The organism is Asticcacaulis sp. (genome assembly GCF_035497195.1).
Taxonomy (GTDB): domain Bacteria; phylum Pseudomonadota; class Alphaproteobacteria; order Caulobacterales; family Caulobacteraceae; genus Asticcacaulis.
Genome location: NZ_DATJDZ010000027.1, coordinates 97,973 through 119,791, shown reverse-complemented (window position 1 = coordinate 119,791; position 21,819 = coordinate 97,973). Strand labels below are relative to the sequence as shown.

Below are 21,819 nucleotides of genomic sequence, written 5' to 3'. Positions count from 1 at the left end.
GGCGCAGTTTCTACAGGGGCTTCATGCAGACGGTCAGCGTTCGTGATATAATCGAGCATACCGCCAAGGCAAAATCCGTCACCACGGAAAACCTGCGCGACATCAAGGGCGTGACGGGCATGTTGCGCATCCTGGCGCTCAATGCCCTGATCGAGGCCAAACGCGCCGGCGACATGGGCGCCGGATTCGCCGTCGTCGCTGACGAGGTGCGCCAGATATCCACGCAGGTCGAAACCATTTCCAACATCATGGCCGAGGGTCTGGGCCGTGAAATCGCTTCGCTGGAAAAGCTGACCGAGGACATGGCCCGCCAGAACCAAGGGGCGCGCCTGATCGATCTGGCACGAAACGCCATCGAACTGATCGATCGCAATCTCTATGAGCGAACATGCGATGTGCGCTGGTGGGCGACCGACGCCGCCATGGTCGAGGCCGCGGCTGACCACGCGCGCCATGCCCACGCCTCGCGCCGCCTCGGCGTGATTCTCGATGCTTATACCGTCTATCTTGATCTGTGGCTGTGCGATCTGAACGGCAATATCATCGCCAATGGCCGGCCAGACCTCTATAACGTCAAGGGCGCCGATATCGCCGGCAGCGCCTGGTTCACACGCGCCCGTCAATTGGCTACAGGCAATGACTTCGCCGTCGCCGACATTAGCGCAGATCCGTTGCTGAAGGGCGCACAGGTCGCCACCTACGCCACCGGTGTCCGCGCCCATGGCGATGCCAGCGGGGCATTGCTCGGCATCCTGGGTGTTCACTTCGACTGGCAACCGCAGGCACGATCCATTACCGAAGGCGTGCGGCTCTCCGAAGACGAACGCAAGCGCACCCGCGTCCTGCTGGTCGATGCACAAGGCCTGATCATTGCCGCTTCGGATGGCAAGGGTATCCTGCAAGACCGCCTGATCCTGCGCAGCGAAGGTCGCACGTTCGGTCACTATACCGACGCTTCGGGCGCCATGATCGCCTACCACCGCACGCCGGGTTATGAAACCTATGCCGGCCTTGGCTGGTATGGCGTCATTGTCCAGAAGAACGATTAGAGCGAACTGCTCCGCGCGGATCAGCGCCAGAAATGGAAGCGGTCGAAGCCGCGCCAGACCGGTTCCATGTCGATATCGAAGGGGCTGATGATCATGGCCATTATCGGCATGATGATACGATAGCCCATGAAGAATATCAGGGCGAACAGGATCAGGTTCAGCACCGCCAGACGTTTGCCGGAAAGCAGCCGTTGGACGCCATCGGGCATATAGGGTTCGATCACACCAAAGCCATCGAAACCGGGTACGGGCAGCATATTGAGCACGAACGCCATCAGTTCGAAAAAGGCCAGCAGCATCAAGGCGTCGCGCAACAGTCCGGCCCCCGCGATTTGCGCCGCCAGGAAGGCCACGACCGCCAAAAGAGCCGTGATTGCTGGTCCGGCCAATGACACCAGGGATTGCTGCCAGCGATTACGGATCAGGTCGGTACGGATCATCACGGCGGCACCCGGCAAGGCGATGCCTCCCAGAACCAGCGCGATGACGGGAAAGACCAGACTGCCGGTGCTGTTGATGTATTTGACCGGGTTAAGCGTCAGATAGCCCTGCTCGATGATCGAGGAATCGCCAAAGCGCGACGCCGTGGCCGCGTGAGCATATTCATGCAGGCATACGCTGACGATCCAGCCGATCAGCACAAAGGCGAAGGTCAGGATCGGTGCCCCCTGCGGCCACAGGACCAGCGCCGCGCCTGTCACTGCGAAGGCAGCCACAAGGCCCAGAAAATTTCCGCTGATTTCGGTCTTCATGAATGTCCCATTCTGTCGCCCCGGACTATGGCGGCCGGCACAACAGAACTCAAGCCCTACAGCGCCCGCAAAACCGGTTCGGCCTCATTCAACGCCTTTTCGATGGTATCGACAATCTGGTCGATCTCGGCCTCGGTAATGATCAGCGGCGGACACATGACGATGGAGTCGCGGATACCACGCACCATCAGGCCATTCTTGATGCACAGGTCGCGCACGATCGGCCCGGCTGTGCCCTCCTTGCCGGTGAAGCGCTTGTTCGTGCCCTTCTCCGACACGATCTCGACCGCGCCGATCAGGCCCAGGCTGCGCGCCTCGCCGACCAGCGGATGCGCATCAAGGCGCTTCAAGGCCTTGGCCAGGTATGGCCCTGTGACGTCGCGCGTGCGCTCGACCAGACCTTCGTTCTCCATGATCTCGATATTGGCCAGCGCCACGGCGGCGCAGGTCGGGTGGCCGGAATAGGTGTAGCCGTGGACGAAATCGCCGCCCTTTTCCAGCAGCACGTCGACGATCTTTTTCGACACCCCGACGGCTGAAATCGGCAGATAGCCCGACGACATGCCCTTGGCCATGGCGATCATATCCGGCTTGATGCCGTAATACTGATGGCCGAACCAATAACCGAGACGCCCGAAACCGTTGATCACCTCGTCGCAGACCAGCAGGATACCGTATTTGCGGCAGATGGCCTCGACCTTCGGCCAGTAGGAGGCCGGCGGGATAATCACGCCGCCAGCGCCCTGCACCGGCTCACCGATAAAGGCGGCGACCTTTTCCGGCCCGACAGCCAGGATGCGCGCCTCGATCGAATTGGCAACGCGTGTGGCGAAGGCGTCCGGGTCTTCGCCAAAGCCTTCACCGAACAGATAAGGCTGCTCGACATGCTCGATGCCTGGCACCAGCGGCCCGCCCTGCGCGTGCATGAAGGACATGCCGCCAAGCGACATCCCCGCCACGGTCGACCCATGATAGGCGTTCTTGCGCGAGATAATGATGTTGCGCTCAGGTTCGCCCTTCAGTTCCCAATAGTAGCGCACCAGACGCAGAATGGTGTCATTGGCTTCCGAGCCGGAGCTGTTGAAAAAGACGTGCGTCAGGTCGGGATTGCCGATCGCCATCTTCTCGGCGATCTTGGCGGCCAGCTTCACCGGCGGCGGCGTCGCGGTCTTGAAGAAGGTATTGTAATAGGGCAGTTCCAGCATCTGCTCATAGGCGACACGCGCCAGTTCCTCGCGGCCATAGCCAACATTGACGCACCACAGGCCGGCCATGCCGTCGAGCAGTGAATGGCCTTCGGCATCGGTGATGACGCAGCCATCGGCGCGGGTGATGATGCGCGATCCACCAAGTTCATGCTGGAGCTTGTAATCGGATTGCGCCGGCAAATGGTGCGCCATGTCGAGTTTCTTCAACTCGGCCATATCGTAGTTGCGCAGGGGGGGCTTGGCAGGGGCGTTCATACTGGAGCTCCTCGGAGACACGCGCGCTCTGCCTTGACGGCGGCGGCGAAGGAAATTGAATTGCCCGCTATCTCATCGAAATTACGGCAAAAGTCAAATATTGTGATCACAATTTTGCGTTAACTGGTTTGCGTTATTTGGCGTAGCGGCAGGCCGCGCAACGCCTGTCCCATCATCTGGAAATAGGCCTGGCTTTCGGAATATTTGTCCGTTTGCCACTCCGGGTGCCACTGCACACCTATCACCTGCGAACCGCTGATATTGGCGCTGAAAGCCTCGATCAATCCATCGCCGGCCACGGCCTCCACCGTCAATCCATCACCCAGCCGTTCAATGCCCTGATAATGCACGGAATTTACACGCAAGTGATCACGGCCATAAACCGCTTCCAAAATGCCGCCGCCGGTCAGTTCAACCTCGTGATAATTCTCGAACTGCCCGAAAAAATCCGTGCCATCCGGCGCATGGTGATTGATGCCGTTGGCGCCATCTGCCGCACCATATCCGACATCACGGCGCAGGCTCCCGCCCAGTACGACATTGATCTCCTGGAAACCACGGCAGATGCCGAAGACCGGCTTGCCCATCGTCACCATACACTCGATCATGCCAAGCGAAACGGTATCGCGCCCTTCATCGAACGGCCCGTCTCCGCCTTCGCTGCCGTAAAGGCTCGACTGTACATTCGATGGCGAGCCGGTCAGCATCAGGCCATCAAGCCGCGCCGTCAGCGCGCCTGAAGAAAAGCCATCGGCCAGCGGCGGGATCAGCAAGGCGTTGCAGTCGCCGTAAATCATCGCCGCGCGGACATAACGCTCCATCACCGCATGGGCATTTTCCACCCCGACCGTGCGGTTGCACGCCATGATGCCGACAACAGGTTTCACGATCTCCCCCTGTTGCAGGGGGAGCTTGAGAAATCGTTTTTTGATTTTTCAAGAGCGGGGAAAGGCCGCAAACTCCAATGCCTCATGGGTTAACTCAGCAATACCGCCGGCGAACACGCGTGGAAGCTGATCCAGACCTGCTCGCCCAGTTCAAAATCCTCCTGGTCCCAGCGCGTCAGATTGGGGCGCACCACCTTGATCAGGCGACCGCCGGCAATTTCGATCTCATAATTCGTCTCGGAGCCAAGATAAACCATATGCCTCACCGTGCCGGCGATGACATTATAGCCTTCCGGGGCATCGTCCACTTTCGGCGGTGTCTCGGTACGCTTGTGCATCTCGATCTTTTCCGGACGCACCGCCGCCCAGACCGTCGTGCCTGTGCCACCGGTGACGCCGTGGTCAAGATAGACTGGTCCCGCCTCGGCGGTATTGATAATCGCGTGGTCCGGTTCATCGACATCGAGCGTGCCCTCGAACATGTTCACGCTGCCGATGAAATCCGCCACAAAGCGCGAATTGGGGAATTCATAGAGATCGGAGGGCGTCGCCACCTGTTGCAGCAGGCCGCGGTTCATCACCGCGCACCGTGTCGCCATCGCCAGGGCCTCGTCCTGATCGTGCGTCACCATGATGAAGGTGATCCCGACCTTTTGTTGCAAGGACGTCAGTTCGCTGCGCATTTGATCACGCAGCTTGGCGTCCAGCGCCGACAGCGGTTCATCAAGCAGCAGCACGCGCGGTTTCTTGACCAGCGCCCGCGCCAGGGCGACGCGCTGCCTTTGGCCGCCGGAAAGCTGGTCCGGCTTGCGCGGACCGTAGCCGGCCAGTTGCACCAGTTTCAGCGCCTCCTCGGCGCGATCCCGGCGTTCGGCGGCGCCTACCCCGTCCATTTTCAGGCCATAGGCGACATTATCCAGCACGCTCATATGCGGAAAGACGGCGTAGGACTGGAAGACCATATTGACCGGCCGGTGATTGGGGGGCGTCAGGCTGACATCCTGGCCATCGATCAGGATACGCCCTTCGGTCGGCATTTCAAAACCGGCCAGCATCCGCAGAAGCGTGGTCTTGCCGCAGCCCGAAGGCCCCAGCAGCGAGAAGAACTCGCCCTCGTTGATGGTCAGCGACACATTATCGACCGCCGTCGTCTTGCCAAAGCGCTTGGTGATATTTTCAAAGCTGATGATCGGATTGCCGGACATGTGAAACCCTATTTATCGTCTGCGCCGTGGCCGGCGGTAAGCGCCTGTGAACCCTGGAATTTGAGCGCCAGGAAGGTGAGCAGGACGGTGACCACGATCAGGATGGTCGAGGCGGCGTTGACCTCCGGCGTCACCGAGAAACGCACCATGGAATAGACCTTGACCGGGAAGGTGATGGTATCCGGGCCGGCCGTGAAGAAGGTGATGACGAAATCATCGAGCGACAGGGTGAAGGCCAGCAAGGCCCCGGCGATCAGCGACGGCTGGATATGCGGGATCACCACATCCATAAGAGCGCGGAATTCGGACGCCCCCAGGTCCTTGGCCGCCTCCTCCATTTCGCGGTTGAACGAGGCCAGCCTGGCCCGCACCACCACGGCGACGAACGGGAAGGAGAAGGAGACGTGGGCGATGATGATATTGCCGAGATTGAACGGCCACGGCATTTCCTGCGGCCAGGGCAGGACCTTGGCGAAGAAGACCAGCATCCCGACGCCCATGCAGATTTCCGGCACAACGATGGGGATGGCCAGGGCGCCATCGAATGCCGTCTTGCCGACGAAACGGAAACGCCACAAAACGATGGCGGCCATGGCGCCGAGGATCAGCGACAGGATGGTCGAAAAGAAGGCGATGACCATCGAATTGCTGAAAGCCTGTATCAGGCTGTCGTTATGCAGGGCCTTGACGTAGTATTTCAGGGTAAAGCCGCGCCAGACGACATTGGCCTTGGAATCGTTGAAGCTGAAGATCATCAGCGTGATCAGCGGCGCGTAGAGGAAGACCAGCACGGCCCCGACGCTGAGGCGGATCGGCCAGCGACGCAGATATTCCAAGGGCGCCGGCGGCAGTTTCCGGGCGCGGACCACAGGGGCGATGTCACTCATGCCTGCCTCCTGCGATTACGGCTTTCGATCACGCCTTGCAGCGCCACGCCGATAAAGGTCATGTAGACGAGAATAAACGACAGGGCCGCGCCGAACGGCCAGTTATTGGCGCGCTTGAACTGGCTTTCGATGACATTGGCGATCATCTGCGAATCCGGCCCACCGAGCAGGTCGGGCGTCAGGTAGGCCCCCAGCGACGGAATGAAGGTGATCAGTATGCCCGACATGATCCCAGGTCCGGCCAGTGGCACCATGACGTTCCAGACAGTGCGGATATGGCCGGCGCCGAGATCAAGCGAGGCTTCGAGCAGGGAGCGATCCATGCGGTCGAGCGTCGAATAAAGCGGCAAAACCATGAACGGCAGGTTGACGAAAACCAGACCGAAGACGACGGCGAAATTGTTGTAAAGCAGGGCGGCGGGATGAAAATCACCCAGCGGCTGCATCCCCAGAAAGGTCATCAGGCCGCTCGTCCGCTCCCAGATAAACTGGTAGGTTCCGTTGACATAACCATTGGTGCGCAAAACGGCCATCAGCGCATAGGTCCGCACCAGCAGATTGGTCCAGAAAGGCAGCATGATCAGCAGCAGCAGCCAGCTCTTGGCTTTGTCGGGCGCGAAGGTGATGGCCATCGCCACGGGAAACCCCAGCACCAGGCAGAAAAAGGTGGTGACCACCGCCACCCCGACCGACTTGGCGAAAATGCCGAGATAGAGCGGATCGAAGGCGTGGGCGTAGTTCGACCAGGTGCCGGTGAAGGCGATATCGATCAGGCCCTTGTTTTCCCCGAAGCTGTAGAGCCAGACGATCCCCATGGGGACGATGAAAAACGCCACGAGCCAGAAGAGCGGCGCGCTGATCAGCGTCACGAATATGGACTTGGCCTGTCGCCAGCTTTGCTCCACTTCAGCCTCCCCGAAACAAACTCAGATAAAAACCCCGGCACACGCCGTGCGCCGGGGTTCGGGATTTTTAACCGCCGACGCCGGCCGCCTTGATGCGCGTCGCCATTTCTTCGTACTTCTGCAACCGCTCAGCGCCGGGAAACTGGGCGTATTCCGACTTGGCCAGCAGATCGGCAGGCGGAAAGATGATGTGGTTGTTGCGGTAGGAGTCCGGCATCAACGCCTTGGCCGCGTCGTTCGGCGTCGGGAACAGGATGGTCTTGGAAATTTCCGCCCCGGCCTTGCCGTCCAGAATGAAGTTGATGAACTTGTGGGCATTGTCCGGACGCGGCGCGCCGGTTGGGATGCACAGGGTATCCGAGGTCAGTTCGCTACCCTCCTTCGGTATCAGGAAGTCGAGATCGGGGTCCTCGGTCGCCTTTTGCGCCACGTCGCCGTTATATTCGATGACCAGATCGGCGTCGCCATTGGCCAGCAGGGTGTCGCCCTCGTCGCCGGTGAATTTCAGCAGATTGCCCGAGCGGACCAGCTTTATAAGCATAGCCTCAATCTTGACCAGGCCTTCATCGGGGATATTGTTGACGCTGTAGCCGAGATATTTACCGGCCAGGCGGATCAGATCGGCCGAGTCGCCCAGAATGGTAATGCGCTTTTTGAACATGTCGGATTCAAAGACATATTTCCAGCTATCGGGCACGATCCCCTTCATCTTCGACTTGCGATAGCCAAGTCCCAGGGCCAGCCAGGTATAGGGCATCGAGAACTTGCGTCCCGGATCGTATTGGGGATTGAGGAACTCGGCGTTAACGTTCTTGATATTGGGAATCTTCGCGTGATCGAGCGGCATCAGCAGACCAGCTTCGCTCAGGCGCGGCACATAGTCATTGCTCGGCACGATGACGTCGAAACCGGGATTGCCAGCTTTCAGCTTGGCGAACAGTTCGTCATTGCTGGCGAACAGGCTCATCGACACGTCGATGCCGCTTTCCGTCTTGAAATCGCTCAGCGTGGTGTCGCCGATATAGGTGTCCCAGTTGTAGAAGTTGAGCTTCGGCTCTTCGGTGGAGGCCGATGCCCCCTTCCCCGCCGGTTTGGAACAGCCGGCAGCGCCGAAGCTGATCCCCACGGCGGCAGCGCCAAGTGCGGTCAAAAGCGAGCGTCTTGAGGTTCTCGAACTCATAAGGCTGTCTCCTGTGAAGCTGTCTTCTAAAAAGTCCCGGCCAAAAAAGCCTGAACCTCAGAGGAATACGGGATCGGGCACCTGTCAATCCCAAAATGTGATCACAACTGGCCCAATTGTTAATAAAACAGTGGAAGTCGCAGAAACGCCGCAGATATTATCGTCCCGCTGCCAGCCTGATACGCGCGAACGCCTCATCGAAACGCTGCTGCATCTCCGCGCCCGGCCACAGGGTAAAGTCGCTGCCGGACACCACCGCTACGGGCGGAAAGATGACCTGATTGTTGCGATAGGCATCGTGGGTGCGCGCCCGCGCCGCCGTATTTGGCGTCGGATAAAGGATCGTCTCGCTGATATCGGCGCCCGCCTGCGCATCCATCATGTAGTTGAGGAACTGGTAGGCGGCATCGGGATTCGGCGCGGCTTTCGGAATGGCCCAGCAATCCACCGATCGCAAGCCGCCTTCACGCGGCACCACGAAATCGAGATCGGGATCTTCGCGCATGACCTGGGCGATATCGCCATTATATTCGATGACGATATCGACCTCGCCGGATTTCAGCAGGTCCTGGCCGTTGTCGGTATGGAAGGCGCTGACATGCTTCGCCTGTTTCGACAGCAGTTTCTCGACTTTGCGGACAACCTCCGGCGTTATGTCCTCGGAGCCAAAACCAAGATATTTGGCGCCCAGCCGGATCATGTCGGATGGTTCGCTCAGCCAGGCTATTTTATAGCGGTCGGAATCGAAAACCCATTTCCATGAGTTCGGCGCCTTGTAATCCTTCATTTTCGACCGGCGATAGCCCAGCCCCTGCACCACCCAGGTATAGGGCACGCTGTAGGCGCATTTCGGATCATAAGGCGGATCGAGGAACGGCGCGGCCATATTGGCCAGGTTCGGCAAGCGGGCGTGATCAAGCTTCGTCAGTAAATCGCGCTCGACCATGCGGGTGACGACATCACAGGACGGCACGATGACGTCATAAGCCTGGCCCTTCCCGGCGATCTGCGCAAACAGTTCGTCATTGCTGGCAAACAGCGACATCTCGACCTCGACGCCGGTCGCCGCCTTGAAGCCCTCCAGCGTATGCGCGCCGATGTAGGTGTCCCAGTTGAAGAAGCGCAGTTTGCCGGGCGCGGCACGGGCGCCCTCGAAACTAAAACCGGCAGCCACTGCTCCGGTCGCCGCTAAAACAGACCCAAGCACTGACCGTCGTGAATACATCGATGACCTCTATGCGTTGCGCAGATACCAGTCGTAGTCCAGTTCGGTAATCTCTTCGTAGAAGCGCGCCTGCTCGGTCCGCTTGACCTTGACATACATGTCGACAAAGCGCTCACCGAGATAGTCGCGCAAAACCTTCGATTTGTCGAGATAATCCACCGCCGCGAACCAGTTGGTCGGCAGGATGGCGCCACTTTCGGCCGCGGCGGCATAGCCGTTGCCGATGACCGCCGGGCCGGGGTTGGTCTTGTGGGTGATGCCGTGGTGCGCGCATGCGAGAATGGACGCCAGCACGAGGTATGGATTGGCGTCGGCGCCGGCCACGCGGTGCTCGACATGACGCGTGTGCGCCGGGCCGGCGGTGACGCGCAAGGATACCGTGCGGTTATTGACCCCCCAGGTCAGGCCGACCGGCGCATAGGAATTGGCCTTGAAGCGCTTGAAGCTGTTGGCGCCCGGCGCGAGGATGCCCATGACATCGGCCAGGTGATCCTTCATGCCGCCGATCATGGTGTGCAGCAGCTTCGAGCCTTGCGGATCTTCGGAGGCGCAGAGATTGTTGCCGTCCTTGTCGGCCACCGAAATATGGACATGGAAGCCCGAACCGGCACGGTCCGACCACGGCTTGGCCATGAAGGTGGCCTCAATTCCCATCGACAACGCCACGCCCTTGGCCAGCCGCTTGTACATCACCGCATCGTCGGCGGCGCGCAGGGCGTCAGGCTTGTGCTTGAGCGTCAGTTCGACCTGGCCCGGCGCGAATTCCGAGATCGCCCCTTCGAGCGGGATATTCTGCGCATCGGCGGTTTCCCACAGGGTGCGGAAAAACTCACCGTGCGCCTCAATTTCCGGCAGGCCATAAACCTGAATACCTTTGGGGTTTTCACCGGTGTTGAACGAGGTCGCCGGCAGCAGTTCGCCCTTGTGGCCGCGCTCGACATCGACCAGATAATATTCCAGTTCGCAAGCCACGACCGGTGTCAGCCCGTCCTTCGCATAGCGATCGAGCACACCTTGCAGCACATGGCGCGGATCGAGATCGTTCGGCGTGCCATCCAGTTCGTAGAGCGACAGCATGACCTGGCCGACATCATCGCCCAGCCAGGGCGCCGGCACCAGGGTGCCCGGCACCGGCCGCGCCACGCGGTCGGCATCGCCGTCTTCCCAGACGAGGCCAGTTTCCTCGCAATCGGCGCCGAGGGTATCGACGACCAGAATCGACCCCGGCAAGAAGCGGCCATATTCGTAGATCGGCAGAAGTTCATGGCGGCGCAGGCGCTTGCCGCGCGGCACGCCGGTCATCGAGGTGAACAGGATCTCGAAATAAACGATATGCGGATTGGCGTCGAGAAAAGCCTGCGCCTCCTCCACCTTCGCCACGCGCGGCGACGGCGGCAAACCGCGTTCGGATTTTCCCTTGGCCGGGCCGCTCGATTTGCCGAAAGTGCTCATGATTTCAGTTCCTGTGAAAAGCTGGCTACCGCCGATACCAGCCGGTCGATGGCGTCGAATCCGGTCTGCGGAGAGATAAGCATCATATTGTGGAAGGGCGCAATCAGCACGCCCTTATTGATCAGATAGAGATGGAAGGCTTCGAGCAGATCGGGATCGAGGTGCTGGCGCATGGCCTCTGCATTTTTCGGGGCTTGCGGCGCGAAAATCAGTTCCGCCCGCGCCCCGACATGGACGACGCACCACGGCAGGTCATGACGTTTGATAACATCGCGCAGACCCGCCACCAGATAGGCGGCGCCGCGCAGCATGTGCTTGTAAGCCTCCTCGGTCATGACCTCGGTCAGCATGGTCCTGATCGCCGCCATGACCAGGGCATTGCCGGATAATGTGGTGCCAATGCCGGACTGGCCGGAACCGATCTCGGCTTGGGCGATATCCATACGTGCTGCAATTTCCGCCGTCACCCCCCAGACCGCCGCCGGGATGCCGCCGGCGATCGCCTTGCCGACAACAAACATATCCGGCTTGAGATCGTGCGCCCCGGCATAGCCCGAAGGCCCGGAGGAAAGCGTATGGGTTTCATCCAGAATTAAGAGTGTTCCATGTTGCGTACAGAGGTCGCGCAAGGCTTCATTGAAGCCTTCGACCGGCTGGATCATGCCGCAATTGGTCATCACCGGCTCGGCCAGGACGGCCGCGACATCACCTGCCGCCAGTGCCTGGCTCAGGACCCGCAAATCATTGAAAGGGATAACCTTCGTGGTGCGCGTCTGATCCGTCACCTGACCGATCAGACCCCTTTTATTGGCGGCCACGCCGTCATAAAGCGCCACAAAACAGTCATCGACCATGCCATGATAGCAGCCGTCAAAGACCAGTATCTTGTCACGCCTGGTGATGGCGCGTGCCCAGCGGATGACGGCGCGGTTGGCGTCCGATGCCGTGGTCGCCACCTGCCATTGCGCCATGCCAAAGCGCTCGCGCAGCAGGTCGCCGACCTCATTGGCCAGCGGTGTCGGCAGCATGAAGCCGACGCCCTCGCCGGCCTGCTTGGTGATCGCTGCCGCCAGTTCCGGCCGGGCATGACCGAACATCGACGGCGTATCGCCGAGGCAGAAGTCATCATATTCGTAACCGTCGACTACGGTCAGTTTCGCGCCCTTTGCCGACTCTACATATAGCGGAAACGGCGTCGCCCAGTCACGCATCCAGTGCATCGGCACACCGCCGCGCCAGGCGGACGCGCTTAGCGCCCAGGTCCGAGATACATCGTGATTGGCGGTGAAAATTTCACGCTGTGTAGCGAGAAAGGACTGGAGATCGGACATTTTACCCCTCCGTCAAAGCCGCAAGCGGCTTCGCCACCTCTCCTCCAAGAGGGGAGGATCTACGAAAAAATCTCCCCCTGTTGGAGGGGGAGCTTGGAAAACGCGTCATGCGTTTTTCAAGAGGGGGTAAAAAACGGCTCAAATCGCCCCCAGACCACCATAGGAGATGTATTTCACGCTGAGATATTCCTCCATGCCTTCGATCGCGCCTTCGCGGCCGATGCCGGATTCCTTGACACCGCCGAAGGGCGTCACCTCGGTCGAGATCACGCCGTCATTCATGCCGACCATGCCGTATTCCAGCTTCGCCGCCACACGCATGGCGCGGCCGATATCGCGAGTATAGGCATAGGCCGCCAGGCCAAACGGCGTGTCATTGGCCATGCGGATAGCCTCTTCTTCGGTGTCGAATTTGAACAGAGGCGCCACCGGACCAAAGATTTCGGTGTCGAAAATCTCCATCTGACGGTTCACCTGCGTCAGCACTGTGCCCTGATAGAACAGCGAACCCTGGTCATCGACCGCGCCACCAGTCTCAACCTTCGCGCCCTGTGCCACCGCGTCATCGACCAGATGTTTCACCTTGTCGACAGCCTTCTGGTTGATCAGCGGCCCAAGCGTCGCCGCCTCGCGCCAGCCGGGCTCCAGCTTCATCGTCTTCACCTTCTCGACCAGAGCCGCCGCGAAGCGGTCATAGATGCCAGCCTGGACGAGTATACGGTTGGCGCAAACGCAGGTCTGGCCGGAATTGCGGTATTTCGAGGCGAGTGCCCCTTCTACGGCGGCGTCCAGTTCGGCGTCATCGAAGACGATAAAGGGGGCATTGCCACCCAGTTCCATGGACACCTTCTTCATGGTGGAGGCGCAGGCGGCATAGAGCAGCTTGCCGACCGGGGTCGAGCCAGTGAAGCTGAGCTTCTTGACGCGGGTATCGGAGGTCATGACCTCGCCGACCTCCTTCGCGTGGATGCTGGTGATAATGCTGATCACACCCTCAGGCAGGCCCGCCTGCTTCGCCAGGGCATAGAGCGCCAGGGCCGAGAGCGGCGTCTCTTCCGACGGCTTGATCACCACCGTGCAGCCGGCGGCCAAGGCCGGCGACACCTTGCGGGTGATCATCGAGATCGGGAAGTTCCATGGCGTGATGGCGGCGCACACCCCGACCGGCTGCTTGATCGTCTGCAAATGCTTGCCGGGCATGGTTGCCGGGATGGTGCGGCCATAGGCGCGTTTGGCTTCCTCGGCGAACCATTCGATGAAGGAGGCGCCGTAGGTCACCTCCCCGCGGGTCTCGCGGATCGGCCGCCCCTGCTCCAGCGTCACCAGCATGGCCATGTCTTCGAGATGGGCCAGTACCAGATCATTCCATTTTTTCAGGATGATCGAGCGCGCCTTGGCGGTCAGGCCCGACCAGGCCGGAAAGGCCGCGCTGGCGGCATCAATCGCCGTCTTCGTTTCGGCCGCCCCGTGTGCCTGCACGTAGCAGAGGGTCGAGCCGTCGGCCGGATTGAGCACGGCAAAACGGTCAGCCGCCGCATCGTCGAAAATGAAGCCCTTCAACAGGGCCTTTTGTGAAGCCGTTAATTGCATGATTTATGCCTTGAAACTGATCGAAACCGCCTTGAGGTCGGCATATTTATATAGGGCGTGAAGTGAGCGATCACGACCGAAGCCCGACTGTTTTACGCCGCCAAACGGCGATGTGATGTCGCAGGCATCCCAGCCATTGATCCACACCAGCCCGGCCTTAAGCGCCTTGCCGGCGCGCATGGCCTTGCCGATATTGGCCGTCCAGACACCGGACGCCAGGCCATAAATGGTGTCATTGGCGATGCGGTAGGCGTCGGCCTCATCCTTGAAGGTCAGCACCGACAGAACCGGCCCGAAGACCTCTTCCTGCGCCAGGATATTATCCGAAACGATATCGAGTATGGTCGGTTCAACATACGCGCCGCCGCTTTCGCTACGGGCACGCTCGCCGCCCAGCAGCAGCTTGCCGCCCTCGGCCTGGCCCTTCTCGATATAGTCGAGCGCGGTATTCATCTGGCGCGGCGAGATCATGGCGCCGAACTGCGTGGCCGGATCGAAGGGATCACCGACGGTGATGGTTTTGGCGATGGCCATGACCTTGGCGACAAAGACGTCCTTGATCGACTCCTCGACCAGCAACCGCGAGGCCGCCGTACAGACCTGACCCTGATTGTAGAAAACACCCCAGGCGGCATTGGCGGCCGCGCCATCGAGATCATCGCAATCGGCAAAAACGATCTGCGGCGATTTGCCGCCCAGTTCGAGCGACACGCGCTTGAGGTTTGAGTCCGCCGAGGCACGCATCAGCATCCGACCCACCGGGCCGGAGCCGGTAAAGGTGATCATGTCGACATCCATATGATGCGCCAGGGCATCCCCCGCCTCGCCGCCCAGACCGGGAACGACATTGAACACACCCGCCGGCACGCCGGCTTCCAGCGCCAGCATCGCCGTATAGAGCGCGGTCATCGAGGAATTTTCGGCGGGCTTCAGCACCACCGAATTGCCCATGGCCAGGGCCGGCGCCACCTTCCACATCGCCATATGCAGCGGGAAGTTCCACGGTACGATAGCGCCGATCACGCCCAGCGGTTCGTGGACTACGTAGGACAGACGATCCTCAGGCGTGGGCGCCACCTCGCCATAGATCTTGTCGAGCGCCTCGGCATAGTAGCGCGCGGTATTGATGGCGGCGCCGATATCGAAACCGCGCGTATTGGCGATGGGTTTGCCGGTATCCAGGCATTCCAGCAGAGCCAGGTTTTCTGAATGCTCGTTCATGAGATCGGCCAGTTTGTGCAGGATTTTCTTGCGCACCTTCGGCGCCAGTCCGCGCCACCGACCATCCGCGAAGGCGTTCCGCGCCGCATCGACGGCATAGTCGACATCGGCAGCATCGCAGGCGGTTATCCTGTTGATCAGCTTACCGTCGCGGGATGAGTAGTTATCGAAGGTCCGGCCGGAGATGGCGGCCACTTCAGCGCCATTTATGAAAGCCTTATCCGGCAGGTTCAGGGCCTTGAATGCGGCCAGCACGCCTTCCAGTGTATCGGCAGGGCTGAGTGGAGCGGAAATCGGCATGGGACGGCCTCAAAGCGGTTTTGTGATCACAATTAGACAATGCCACTTTGTATGCTGTCAAGGCACAGTTTTGTAATCCCTAAAGCAAGAAGCCCACCACCACGCCTTCGGCGCCGACTACCACGTTGACGTGCAAAGAATGGCTCGTGATGGTGGGGTTTCTGACTTCCTATCCCCGCCGTCTCCGCTTCGGCTCCGGCGCAACCTGCGCCTTGATCGCGTCCAGCATCAGTTCCATGCCTTCATGGATATCCGCCGCCATCGAGGTCTTTACCGCCTCAGCATCGCCGGTTTCCAGCGCACGAATCATATCCTGGTGGTGATCTTTCGGCAGATGCACCGTGCCCATGCGGCCGAACACCACGCGCATGAACGGCCCGACCTGAAGCCACAGGGTCCGCGCCATGTCATAGAACAGATCGGCATCGGCCAGACGATAGATCGAGAAATGAAAATCCTGGTTGGCCTGCATATAGGCCGAGACGTCGCCCTTGCCGAGCGCCGTCATCACTGCGGCGTCGTCCTCGCGCAGGCGTTTGATAACATCCTTTGTTACCCGCGCCGTAGCGAGATAAGCCAGTTCCGGCTCGACCCACTGGCGCGCCGTCATCAGTTGCATCAGGCGCTTTTCCGTCAGGTCCGGCACGCGCAGGCGCTTGTTGGAAGGCTGCAATTCCAGCGCCTTTTCGGCGATCAGCCGCCGCACGGCCTCGCGCACCGGCATAGGCGACACGCCGAGATTATGCGCCAGGGTGCGTAAGCTTACCGGCTTGAGCGGCGGAATCTTGCCCTGAATCAGGGCTTCGGACAGGGCATCGTAAACCTGATCGTGGATTTTAGCCTCATTCAGGCTTCCGCCGGATACGCTTTCCAGACTGACGACGACCATTTCACCAAACCTCTTTGCAGCCCCATTGCATGAGGCCTATTTTTGTGATCACACTTCGGCGATCTATCTTCCAGCCTAGCATAGTTCATCCGGAAACCGTAATGAAACTGCGCGGGTTAACCATTGATATCTGTGCAAACCGGACCCCGCCCCATGATGCCTGTACTTGAAAACATGACGCCCGTGCTCGAAAACTTCTGGATGCCCTTCACGCCCAACCGCGCTTTCAAGGCCAAGCCCAAGCTTTTGGTCAGCGCGAAGGACATGCACTATACCGACGCCGACGGCCGCCAGATTCTCGATGGCACCGCCGGGCTTTGGTGCGTCAATGCCGGACATGGCCGGGCAAAGATCACCGAGGCGATCCAGGCACAAGCGGCGATCATGGATTTCGCCCCGACATTCAACATGGCGCACCCACTGGCGTTTGAATTCGCCCATAAGCTGGCCGGCATATTACCCGGCGACCTGAAACGCGTTTTCTACACCAACTCCGGTTCGGAATCGGCCGATACGGCGCTGAAGATTGCCCTCGCCTACCAGCGCACCCGCGGCCATGCCTCGAAAACCCGCCTGATCGGCCGCGAACGTGCCTATCACGGCGTCGGTTTCGGCGGCATCTCGGTCGGCGGCATCGTGCGCAATCGCATGTATTTCGGCTCGCTGCTCACCGGCGTCGATCACCTGCCGCATACCCATGATCCGAAGCTCAACGCCTTTTCGAAGGGTATTCCAGAGCATGGCGCTGACCTGGCCGACAATCTGGAACGCCTGGTCGCCCTGCACGATGCTTCCACCATAGCCGCTGTTATCGTCGAGCCGGTCGCCGGCTCCACAGGTGTGCTGGTGCCGCCGAAAGGCTATCTCCAGCGCCTGCGCGCTTTGTGCGACAAGCACGATATCCTGCTGATTTTCGATGAAGTGATTACCGGTTTCGGCCGCTTGGGCGCGGCCTTCGGCGCTGATTATTTCGGTGTGACGCCCGATATCCTGTGCATGGCCAAGGGCCTTACAAATGCCGCCGTGCCCATGGGCGCCGTGGCGGTATCCAATCGGATCTACGACACCTTCATGCAGACTGCCGACGCGCCGATCGAACTGTTTCATGGCTACACCTATTCCGGCCATCCGCTGGCCTGCGCCGCCGGCATCGCTACGCTGGAGGTCTATGCCGAAGAAGGGTTATTCGCCCGCGCCAACGACATGGCGCCCTACTGGCAGGAAGCGGTGCATAGTTTGCGTGATGCGCCGCATGTCATCGATATCCGCAATCTCGGCCTGATCGGCGGCATCGAGCTTGAGTCGCGTCCCGGCGCACCGACCGCTCGTGCGCTGGAGGTCTTCGATCGCTGTTTCGACAAGGGGCTGCTGATCCGCGTCACCGGCGACATCATCGCCCTGTCGCCGCCGCTGATCCTCGAAAGGCCCCATATCGACCAGATGGTCGAGACCATCCGCGCGGCGCTGAAAGAGACCGCTTAAGCGATACCGGTCATGCCTTTGGCGTCGAGGATAACGATAAAAACGAAGAAGGCGGCGGACGCCGCGACATTAAAAACACCGGCGGAGACATAGCGTTTTACCACTACGAAACGCAGCAAAAACAGGCAGGCGACGAAGGCGATGCAGACCTGACCGGTGGCGCCACCCTTGCCCAGTTGCATCAGCCCGCCCCACAGGAAGGCCAGCGACAGCAGCCAGTAAAGCCCGGCGCATATCACCTTGGCTGAATGCCATATCGCCTGAAGAAAGAGCATGTCCCACCCTTGTTTTTGAACAGAAATTGTCTCTAGCACGCCCCTCCGGACACAACAAAGGGTGCTTTATTCATATTGTGCCTTTATATGGTTGTGCCATTAATTCGGATCATACCCACAACGCCCCGGAAGCCTGATGTTCAATTTCTCCAGCCAGCTCGAAAACCTGAAATCCTCAATCATCGGCCTTGTCCTGCTGCTGGCCAGCGCCATTATCGGCCTGATCTGGGTCAGTATCGGCCTTTACAGCCTGGCGGTGAGGTTGCTGGGCGATCTGTGGGGACCGTTGGCCCTGGGTGGTATTTTCCTGCTGCCGATCGCGATCTACCTGATCGTCAAGGCCCTGCCGCACAACAAGGAAAAGCGCCGCCAGTCGCTGATCGACGAGGCTTTCTCGAAATCGACCGTCGGCAGCATTTCCAACCTGATCGACAATCTGTCCGGCGTTTCGCCCGTGCTGGCGACGGTGGCCGCCATCGTCGCCGGATTCATGGCGACGCGCTTCCCGCAATACCTGCCGATGTTCTCGCAGATCGTCAGTTCGCTGGGGGAGGAATTCAAGCTGCACAAGGTGCGCCGCGCCGAATCGAAGGTACGCAAGGCCCGCGCCGAATATGAACGCGCCGCCACCCCGACACCGCCGGATGTAGAGCCGGTGGTCAAGCGCCGTCGCAAGAAGAACGACGACCCCTACGCGGATATGTAAACAAAAAGCCCGGCGGATGATCGCCGGGCTTTTTCATTTTTTAAAGATCTTCCTTGAGGATGGCCATCTCGAAAAGATAGGAGCCGGCCTCGTCTTCATCGACATAGACCACGCCGACAAAATCCTCGCCGATATAGACCTCGGCGGAATCCTTCTGCTTGCGCGGCTTGATCTCAAGCCCCTTGGTCTGGAAGGTCTTGAAGAGATAGTCCTGAACCTTGGCGATTTCGGCGGGGGTCATGATAGGCCTCAGAATAAATTTGCGGTTGCGATCCTCATCGCAGCCGGATGATGCGCAAACTTAAGCACAATTCGCCGGGCCTGAGGATAAACTTTATGTGTGGGCAGCTTTAAAGCCCCTGACCGCCGGGCGCAAATGCAAACGCCTGTTTTCCACAATGTCCGCGTTTTGGGGCCGCGTTTTGACCGCTGACCTCAGATCGAATAGTCGAGATCGATATCCGGCATGGTGTGGTCCATCTGGCGGGCCGGATCGTCGCAGGTCTTGCAATTGATCAGCTTGGCCGGCACGCCCGCCGCCGTGCAGTGGGCCGGCACTGGCTTCAAAACGACCGAACCCGAAGCGATCTTGGCGTAATCGCCGACGGTGATATTGCCGAGCACATTGGCGCCGGCACCGAGCAGAACGCCCTTGCCGATCTTGGGGTGACGGTCGCCGCGTTCGGCGCCGGTGCCGCCCAGGGTCACGCCTTGCAGGATGGAGCAGTCATCGCCCACCACCGCCGTTTCGCCGATAACGATGCCGGTGCCGTGGTCAAGGAAGACGCCCTTGCCGATGCGCGCCGCCGGATTGATGTCAATCTGGAACAGTTCCGACACCCGGCTCTGGAGGAAATGCGCCATGGTGAAGCGCCCCTGTTGCCACAGGCGATGCGACACACGGTAGATTTCCAATGACAGGAAACCCTTGAAATACATGAAGGCCTGCATATAACCCTTGGCGGCCGGATCACGCTCATAAACCGCTTGCAGGTCCGCTTCGGCGAATTCCACGAGGCTCGGATCGTCGGCGTAGATTTTCTGCACCATTTCACGCAGGGTAATGCCGCGCATGGCGTCGTCACCCAGCTTTCGGGCAATATGGTAGGACAGCGCGCTGGCCAGGTCATCATGCGACAGGATGGTGGAATAGAGCATGGAGGCCAGACCTGGTTCAGCCGTCAGGGCGTCGGACGCCTCCTGACGCAGGCACAGCCAGATCGGCTTGTCGTCCGGATTGATGACCTCGAAAATCTGAGCCATGAGAAGCGCCTTCAAAAAATTCTAGCTGAGTATAGCATCTCGCAGATGCGGGAGCAATTCGCCTGTGACAGCCATATGGTGTAGCCGCAATACACTGACAACGGTTAAGCCATCGCGAACCTGGCCTTTTATCACCGCGTCGAGCAGAATTTTGAACGGTACGCGGGCATATTCGAAAGCCTCGGTTTCATCCGGCGCCCGATCGCTCTGGCTCAGGCCCGTAGCGAGAAAACAAACCGCGACCTCGTTGGTGACCGAGTTGGACATATCGAACGACAGGATTTCATGCAGGTGCGCTGCCTCAAGGCCGGTTTCTTCCTTGAGTTCGCGGAAGGCGGCGGTGCGCGGGTCTTCATCGAACGGCCCGCCGCCTTCGGGCAACTCCCAGCTATAGGCATCGACCGCAAACCGCGCCTGACCGACCAATGACACCGTGCCGTCATCGTGCAGCGGCAGTACGGCGATGGCGCGATTGGCGAACTTCACCAACCCGTAATGCGCCGGATGGCCGGTCGGGGTGATCACGTCATGGCTCTCGATGCGAATCCACGGGTTCTGAAAGACCGTTTCCGACGTCACGCTTTGCCATTGCGGACGGACATCGGCGCGGTCTTCGCTGTCCCAGACCGGCAGCTTGGGTGTTTTATCCATCGCGCATCACCTATATGGTCGGGGCAGATTCGATTTTGAAAGCCTTAGCATGTCCCTCCCTGATTTTGACCAGTCACCGATCGAATTCGGCCAGCCCGTACCGCAAAAAAAGTCCGTCGAGGTGCTGGATGCCCTGTTCCATCGCCGCAGCGCCCCCGCACCGACGCTCGGCCTGCCCGCCCCTTCACCTGCGGAAATGGACCTGCTGATCAGGATCGGCTTCCGCGTGCCGGATCATGGCAAGCTCGGTCCGTGGCGGATCGTGCGCTTTACGCCTGAGAGCAAGGCGAAGCTGGTAGAAAAACTGAAAGCCCTGGCCGAGAGCCGCGATGATCGCCAGGCCGTGGGCGCCCTGCAAAAGCTGTCGATTCCCCCTGAGGCTTTGCTGGTGATTTCCAACCCGGTCTTTCCGTACAAGAAGCCGCTCTGGGAACAGCAGCTTTCCGCCGCCGCCGTCTGCCAGACCCTGCTGATCGCCGCCGGCGCCCTGGGTTACGGCGCCAACTGGATCACCGACTGGTATTCCTATGACGACGAAGCGAAAACGCTGCTGGGCCTGACCGAGGGCGAAAATGTCGCCGGCTGGATCTTCCTCGGAACGCCCACCGAAGCGCCGCTGGAACGCGAACGTCCGGATTATGATAGTCGAGTTAGCTGGTGGGAAGGCTAAAATTGCTTCGTGATTTCGCTCAAATTATCCGGTCTACGCAGCCATCTTTGCCAAATCCAGCCATATATTGCTGCAGGCAGGAAGCCGGCCAGTAATGAAAGCACCAGTGTAATCAGCAATGGCATGGCCGCTTTGTCAAGATGGCCGGCATACGCCAAAACCGCGCTATTAAAGGCAAGTTCCCATAGCCGAACAAGAGATATTTCGCAGCCGGTTATAAAAAGAATATAGCTTAGGAGCGGCGGTGCGGAACAGCGGTTACGCCCGATATAAATTTCCGTACCCGCCCATGCCAATAACGGTATGACCGCCTTACCGATCAGCGAGAAACCTACCCGGCCGATTGTATAGTGAAAGGCGCAAACAATAAGGCTTCCGGCTATCATCACGATCAAAGTGCGAAACCAGAAATTTCCCCAAAGCCCCCTCATCTGCA

Annotated in this window: 22 protein-coding genes; 4 read left to right on the top strand and 18 right to left on the bottom strand. The window is 59.8% G+C overall.

What is annotated here, in order from left to right:
- Positions 1-23: 23 nt before the first annotated feature.
- A complete protein-coding gene (locus VL130_RS16415) occupies positions 24-1,049 on the top strand; it encodes a methyl-accepting chemotaxis protein (protein WP_325364494.1) in 1,026 nt (341 codons plus the stop codon).
- 20 nt (positions 1,050-1,069) lie between these two features.
- Here the strand turns inward: VL130_RS16415 and VL130_RS16410 are convergent, their stop codons facing one another.
- The 13 genes from VL130_RS16410 to VL130_RS16350 form a co-directional block, all read right to left on the bottom strand.
- Complete coding sequence (locus VL130_RS16410) at positions 1,070-1,801, bottom strand: site-2 protease family protein (protein ID WP_325364491.1); 732 nt, start codon at positions 1,799-1,801, stop codon at positions 1,070-1,072.
- Positions 1,802-1,857: 56 nt separating this feature from the next.
- A complete protein-coding gene (locus VL130_RS16405; RefSeq protein WP_325364489.1) occupies positions 1,858-3,264 on the bottom strand; it encodes an aspartate aminotransferase family protein in 1,407 nt (468 codons plus the stop codon).
- A gap of 119 nt (positions 3,265-3,383) precedes the next feature.
- A complete protein-coding gene (locus tag VL130_RS16400) occupies positions 3,384-4,151 on the bottom strand; it encodes a gamma-glutamyl-gamma-aminobutyrate hydrolase family protein (protein ID WP_325364487.1) in 768 nt (255 codons plus the stop codon).
- An 89-nt stretch (positions 4,152-4,240) separates the two neighbouring features.
- Positions 4,241-5,356 carry an ABC transporter ATP-binding protein gene (locus VL130_RS16395; RefSeq protein ID WP_325364485.1) on the bottom strand — a complete coding sequence of 372 codons (1,116 nt, stop codon included), beginning with the start codon at positions 5,354-5,356 and terminating at the stop codon, positions 4,241-4,243.
- Positions 5,357-5,364: 8 nt separating this feature from the next.
- Positions 5,365-6,243 carry an ABC transporter permease gene (locus VL130_RS16390; protein ID WP_325364483.1) on the bottom strand — a complete coding sequence of 293 codons (879 nt, stop codon included), beginning with the start codon at positions 6,241-6,243 and terminating at the stop codon, positions 5,365-5,367.
- The gene (locus VL130_RS16385) at positions 6,240-7,148 is read right to left on the bottom strand and encodes an ABC transporter permease (protein ID WP_325364481.1); all 909 of its coding nucleotides are present in this window, start codon (positions 7,146-7,148) and stop codon (positions 6,240-6,242) included. Before VL130_RS16385 ends, VL130_RS16390 begins: the two co-directional genes overlap by 4 nt.
- Positions 7,149-7,215: 67 nt before the next feature.
- The gene (locus VL130_RS16380; RefSeq protein WP_325364479.1) at positions 7,216-8,328 is read right to left on the bottom strand and encodes a spermidine/putrescine ABC transporter substrate-binding protein; all 1,113 of its coding nucleotides are present in this window, start codon (positions 8,326-8,328) and stop codon (positions 7,216-7,218) included.
- A gap of 157 nt (positions 8,329-8,485) precedes the next feature.
- Positions 8,486-9,553: a spermidine/putrescine ABC transporter substrate-binding protein gene (locus VL130_RS16375; RefSeq protein WP_325364477.1), complete on the bottom strand. Its 1,068-nt coding sequence runs from the start codon at positions 9,551-9,553 to the stop codon at positions 8,486-8,488.
- A 9-nt stretch (positions 9,554-9,562) separates the two neighbouring features.
- The gene (locus VL130_RS16370) at positions 9,563-11,005 is read right to left on the bottom strand and encodes a glutamine synthetase family protein (RefSeq protein ID WP_325364475.1); all 1,443 of its coding nucleotides are present in this window, start codon (positions 11,003-11,005) and stop codon (positions 9,563-9,565) included.
- Positions 11,002-12,336 carry an aspartate aminotransferase family protein gene (locus tag VL130_RS16365; protein ID WP_325364472.1) on the bottom strand — a complete coding sequence of 445 codons (1,335 nt, stop codon included), beginning with the start codon at positions 12,334-12,336 and terminating at the stop codon, positions 11,002-11,004. Before VL130_RS16365 ends, VL130_RS16370 begins: the two co-directional genes overlap by 4 nt.
- Before the next feature lie 138 nt (positions 12,337-12,474).
- Entirely contained in the window at positions 12,475-13,926 is a 1,452-nt protein-coding gene (locus tag VL130_RS16360; protein ID WP_325364470.1) for an NAD-dependent succinate-semialdehyde dehydrogenase, read from the bottom strand.
- A gap of 3 nt (positions 13,927-13,929) precedes the next feature.
- A complete protein-coding gene (locus VL130_RS16355; protein ID WP_325364468.1) occupies positions 13,930-15,447 on the bottom strand; it encodes an aldehyde dehydrogenase in 1,518 nt (505 codons plus the stop codon).
- 169 nt (positions 15,448-15,616) lie between these two features.
- Entirely contained in the window at positions 15,617-16,336 is a 720-nt protein-coding gene (locus VL130_RS16350) for a GntR family transcriptional regulator (protein ID WP_325364466.1), read from the bottom strand.
- Positions 16,337-16,489: 153 nt separating this feature from the next.
- Between VL130_RS16350 and VL130_RS16345 the strand changes: the two genes are divergently transcribed.
- Positions 16,490-17,818, top strand: coding sequence for an aspartate aminotransferase family protein (locus VL130_RS16345; RefSeq protein ID WP_325364464.1), 1,329 nt, complete (start codon positions 16,490-16,492; stop codon positions 17,816-17,818).
- Here VL130_RS16345 and VL130_RS16340 read toward each other — a convergent pair.
- Positions 17,815-18,093: a hypothetical protein gene (locus VL130_RS16340; RefSeq protein WP_325364462.1), complete on the bottom strand. Its 279-nt coding sequence runs from the start codon at positions 18,091-18,093 to the stop codon at positions 17,815-17,817. The two genes, VL130_RS16345 and VL130_RS16340, sit on opposite strands and share 4 nt — an antisense overlap.
- A 136-nt stretch (positions 18,094-18,229) precedes the next feature.
- Between VL130_RS16340 and VL130_RS16335 the strand changes: the two genes are divergently transcribed.
- Positions 18,230-18,799, top strand: coding sequence for a hypothetical protein (locus tag VL130_RS16335; RefSeq protein ID WP_325364460.1), 570 nt, complete (start codon positions 18,230-18,232; stop codon positions 18,797-18,799).
- A gap of 40 nt (positions 18,800-18,839) precedes the next feature.
- Here the strand turns inward: VL130_RS16335 and VL130_RS16330 are convergent, their stop codons facing one another.
- The 3 genes from VL130_RS16330 to VL130_RS16320 form a co-directional block, all read right to left on the bottom strand.
- Complete coding sequence (locus VL130_RS16330; RefSeq protein WP_325364458.1) at positions 18,840-19,040, bottom strand: DUF3126 family protein; 201 nt, start codon at positions 19,038-19,040, stop codon at positions 18,840-18,842.
- 194 nt (positions 19,041-19,234) lie between these two features.
- Positions 19,235-20,062: a serine O-acetyltransferase gene (cysE, locus tag VL130_RS16325; RefSeq protein ID WP_325364456.1), complete on the bottom strand. Its 828-nt coding sequence runs from the start codon at positions 20,060-20,062 to the stop codon at positions 19,235-19,237.
- Between the two features lie 21 nt (positions 20,063-20,083).
- Positions 20,084-20,713 carry an NUDIX hydrolase gene (locus VL130_RS16320; protein WP_325364454.1) on the bottom strand — a complete coding sequence of 210 codons (630 nt, stop codon included), beginning with the start codon at positions 20,711-20,713 and terminating at the stop codon, positions 20,084-20,086.
- Positions 20,714-20,762: 49 nt separating this feature from the next.
- On the opposite strand from VL130_RS16320, the gene VL130_RS16315 reads away from it, so the two are divergent.
- On the top strand, positions 20,763-21,383 hold the full coding sequence (locus tag VL130_RS16315) for a nitroreductase (RefSeq protein ID WP_325364452.1): 621 nt from the start codon (positions 20,763-20,765) through the stop codon (positions 21,381-21,383).
- On the opposite strand, the gene VL130_RS16310 is transcribed toward VL130_RS16315, so the two are convergent.
- Positions 21,380-21,814: a hypothetical protein gene (locus VL130_RS16310; protein ID WP_325364450.1), complete on the bottom strand. Its 435-nt coding sequence runs from the start codon at positions 21,812-21,814 to the stop codon at positions 21,380-21,382. The genes VL130_RS16315 and VL130_RS16310 overlap by 4 nt on opposite strands.
- Positions 21,815-21,819 lie beyond the last annotated feature (5 nt).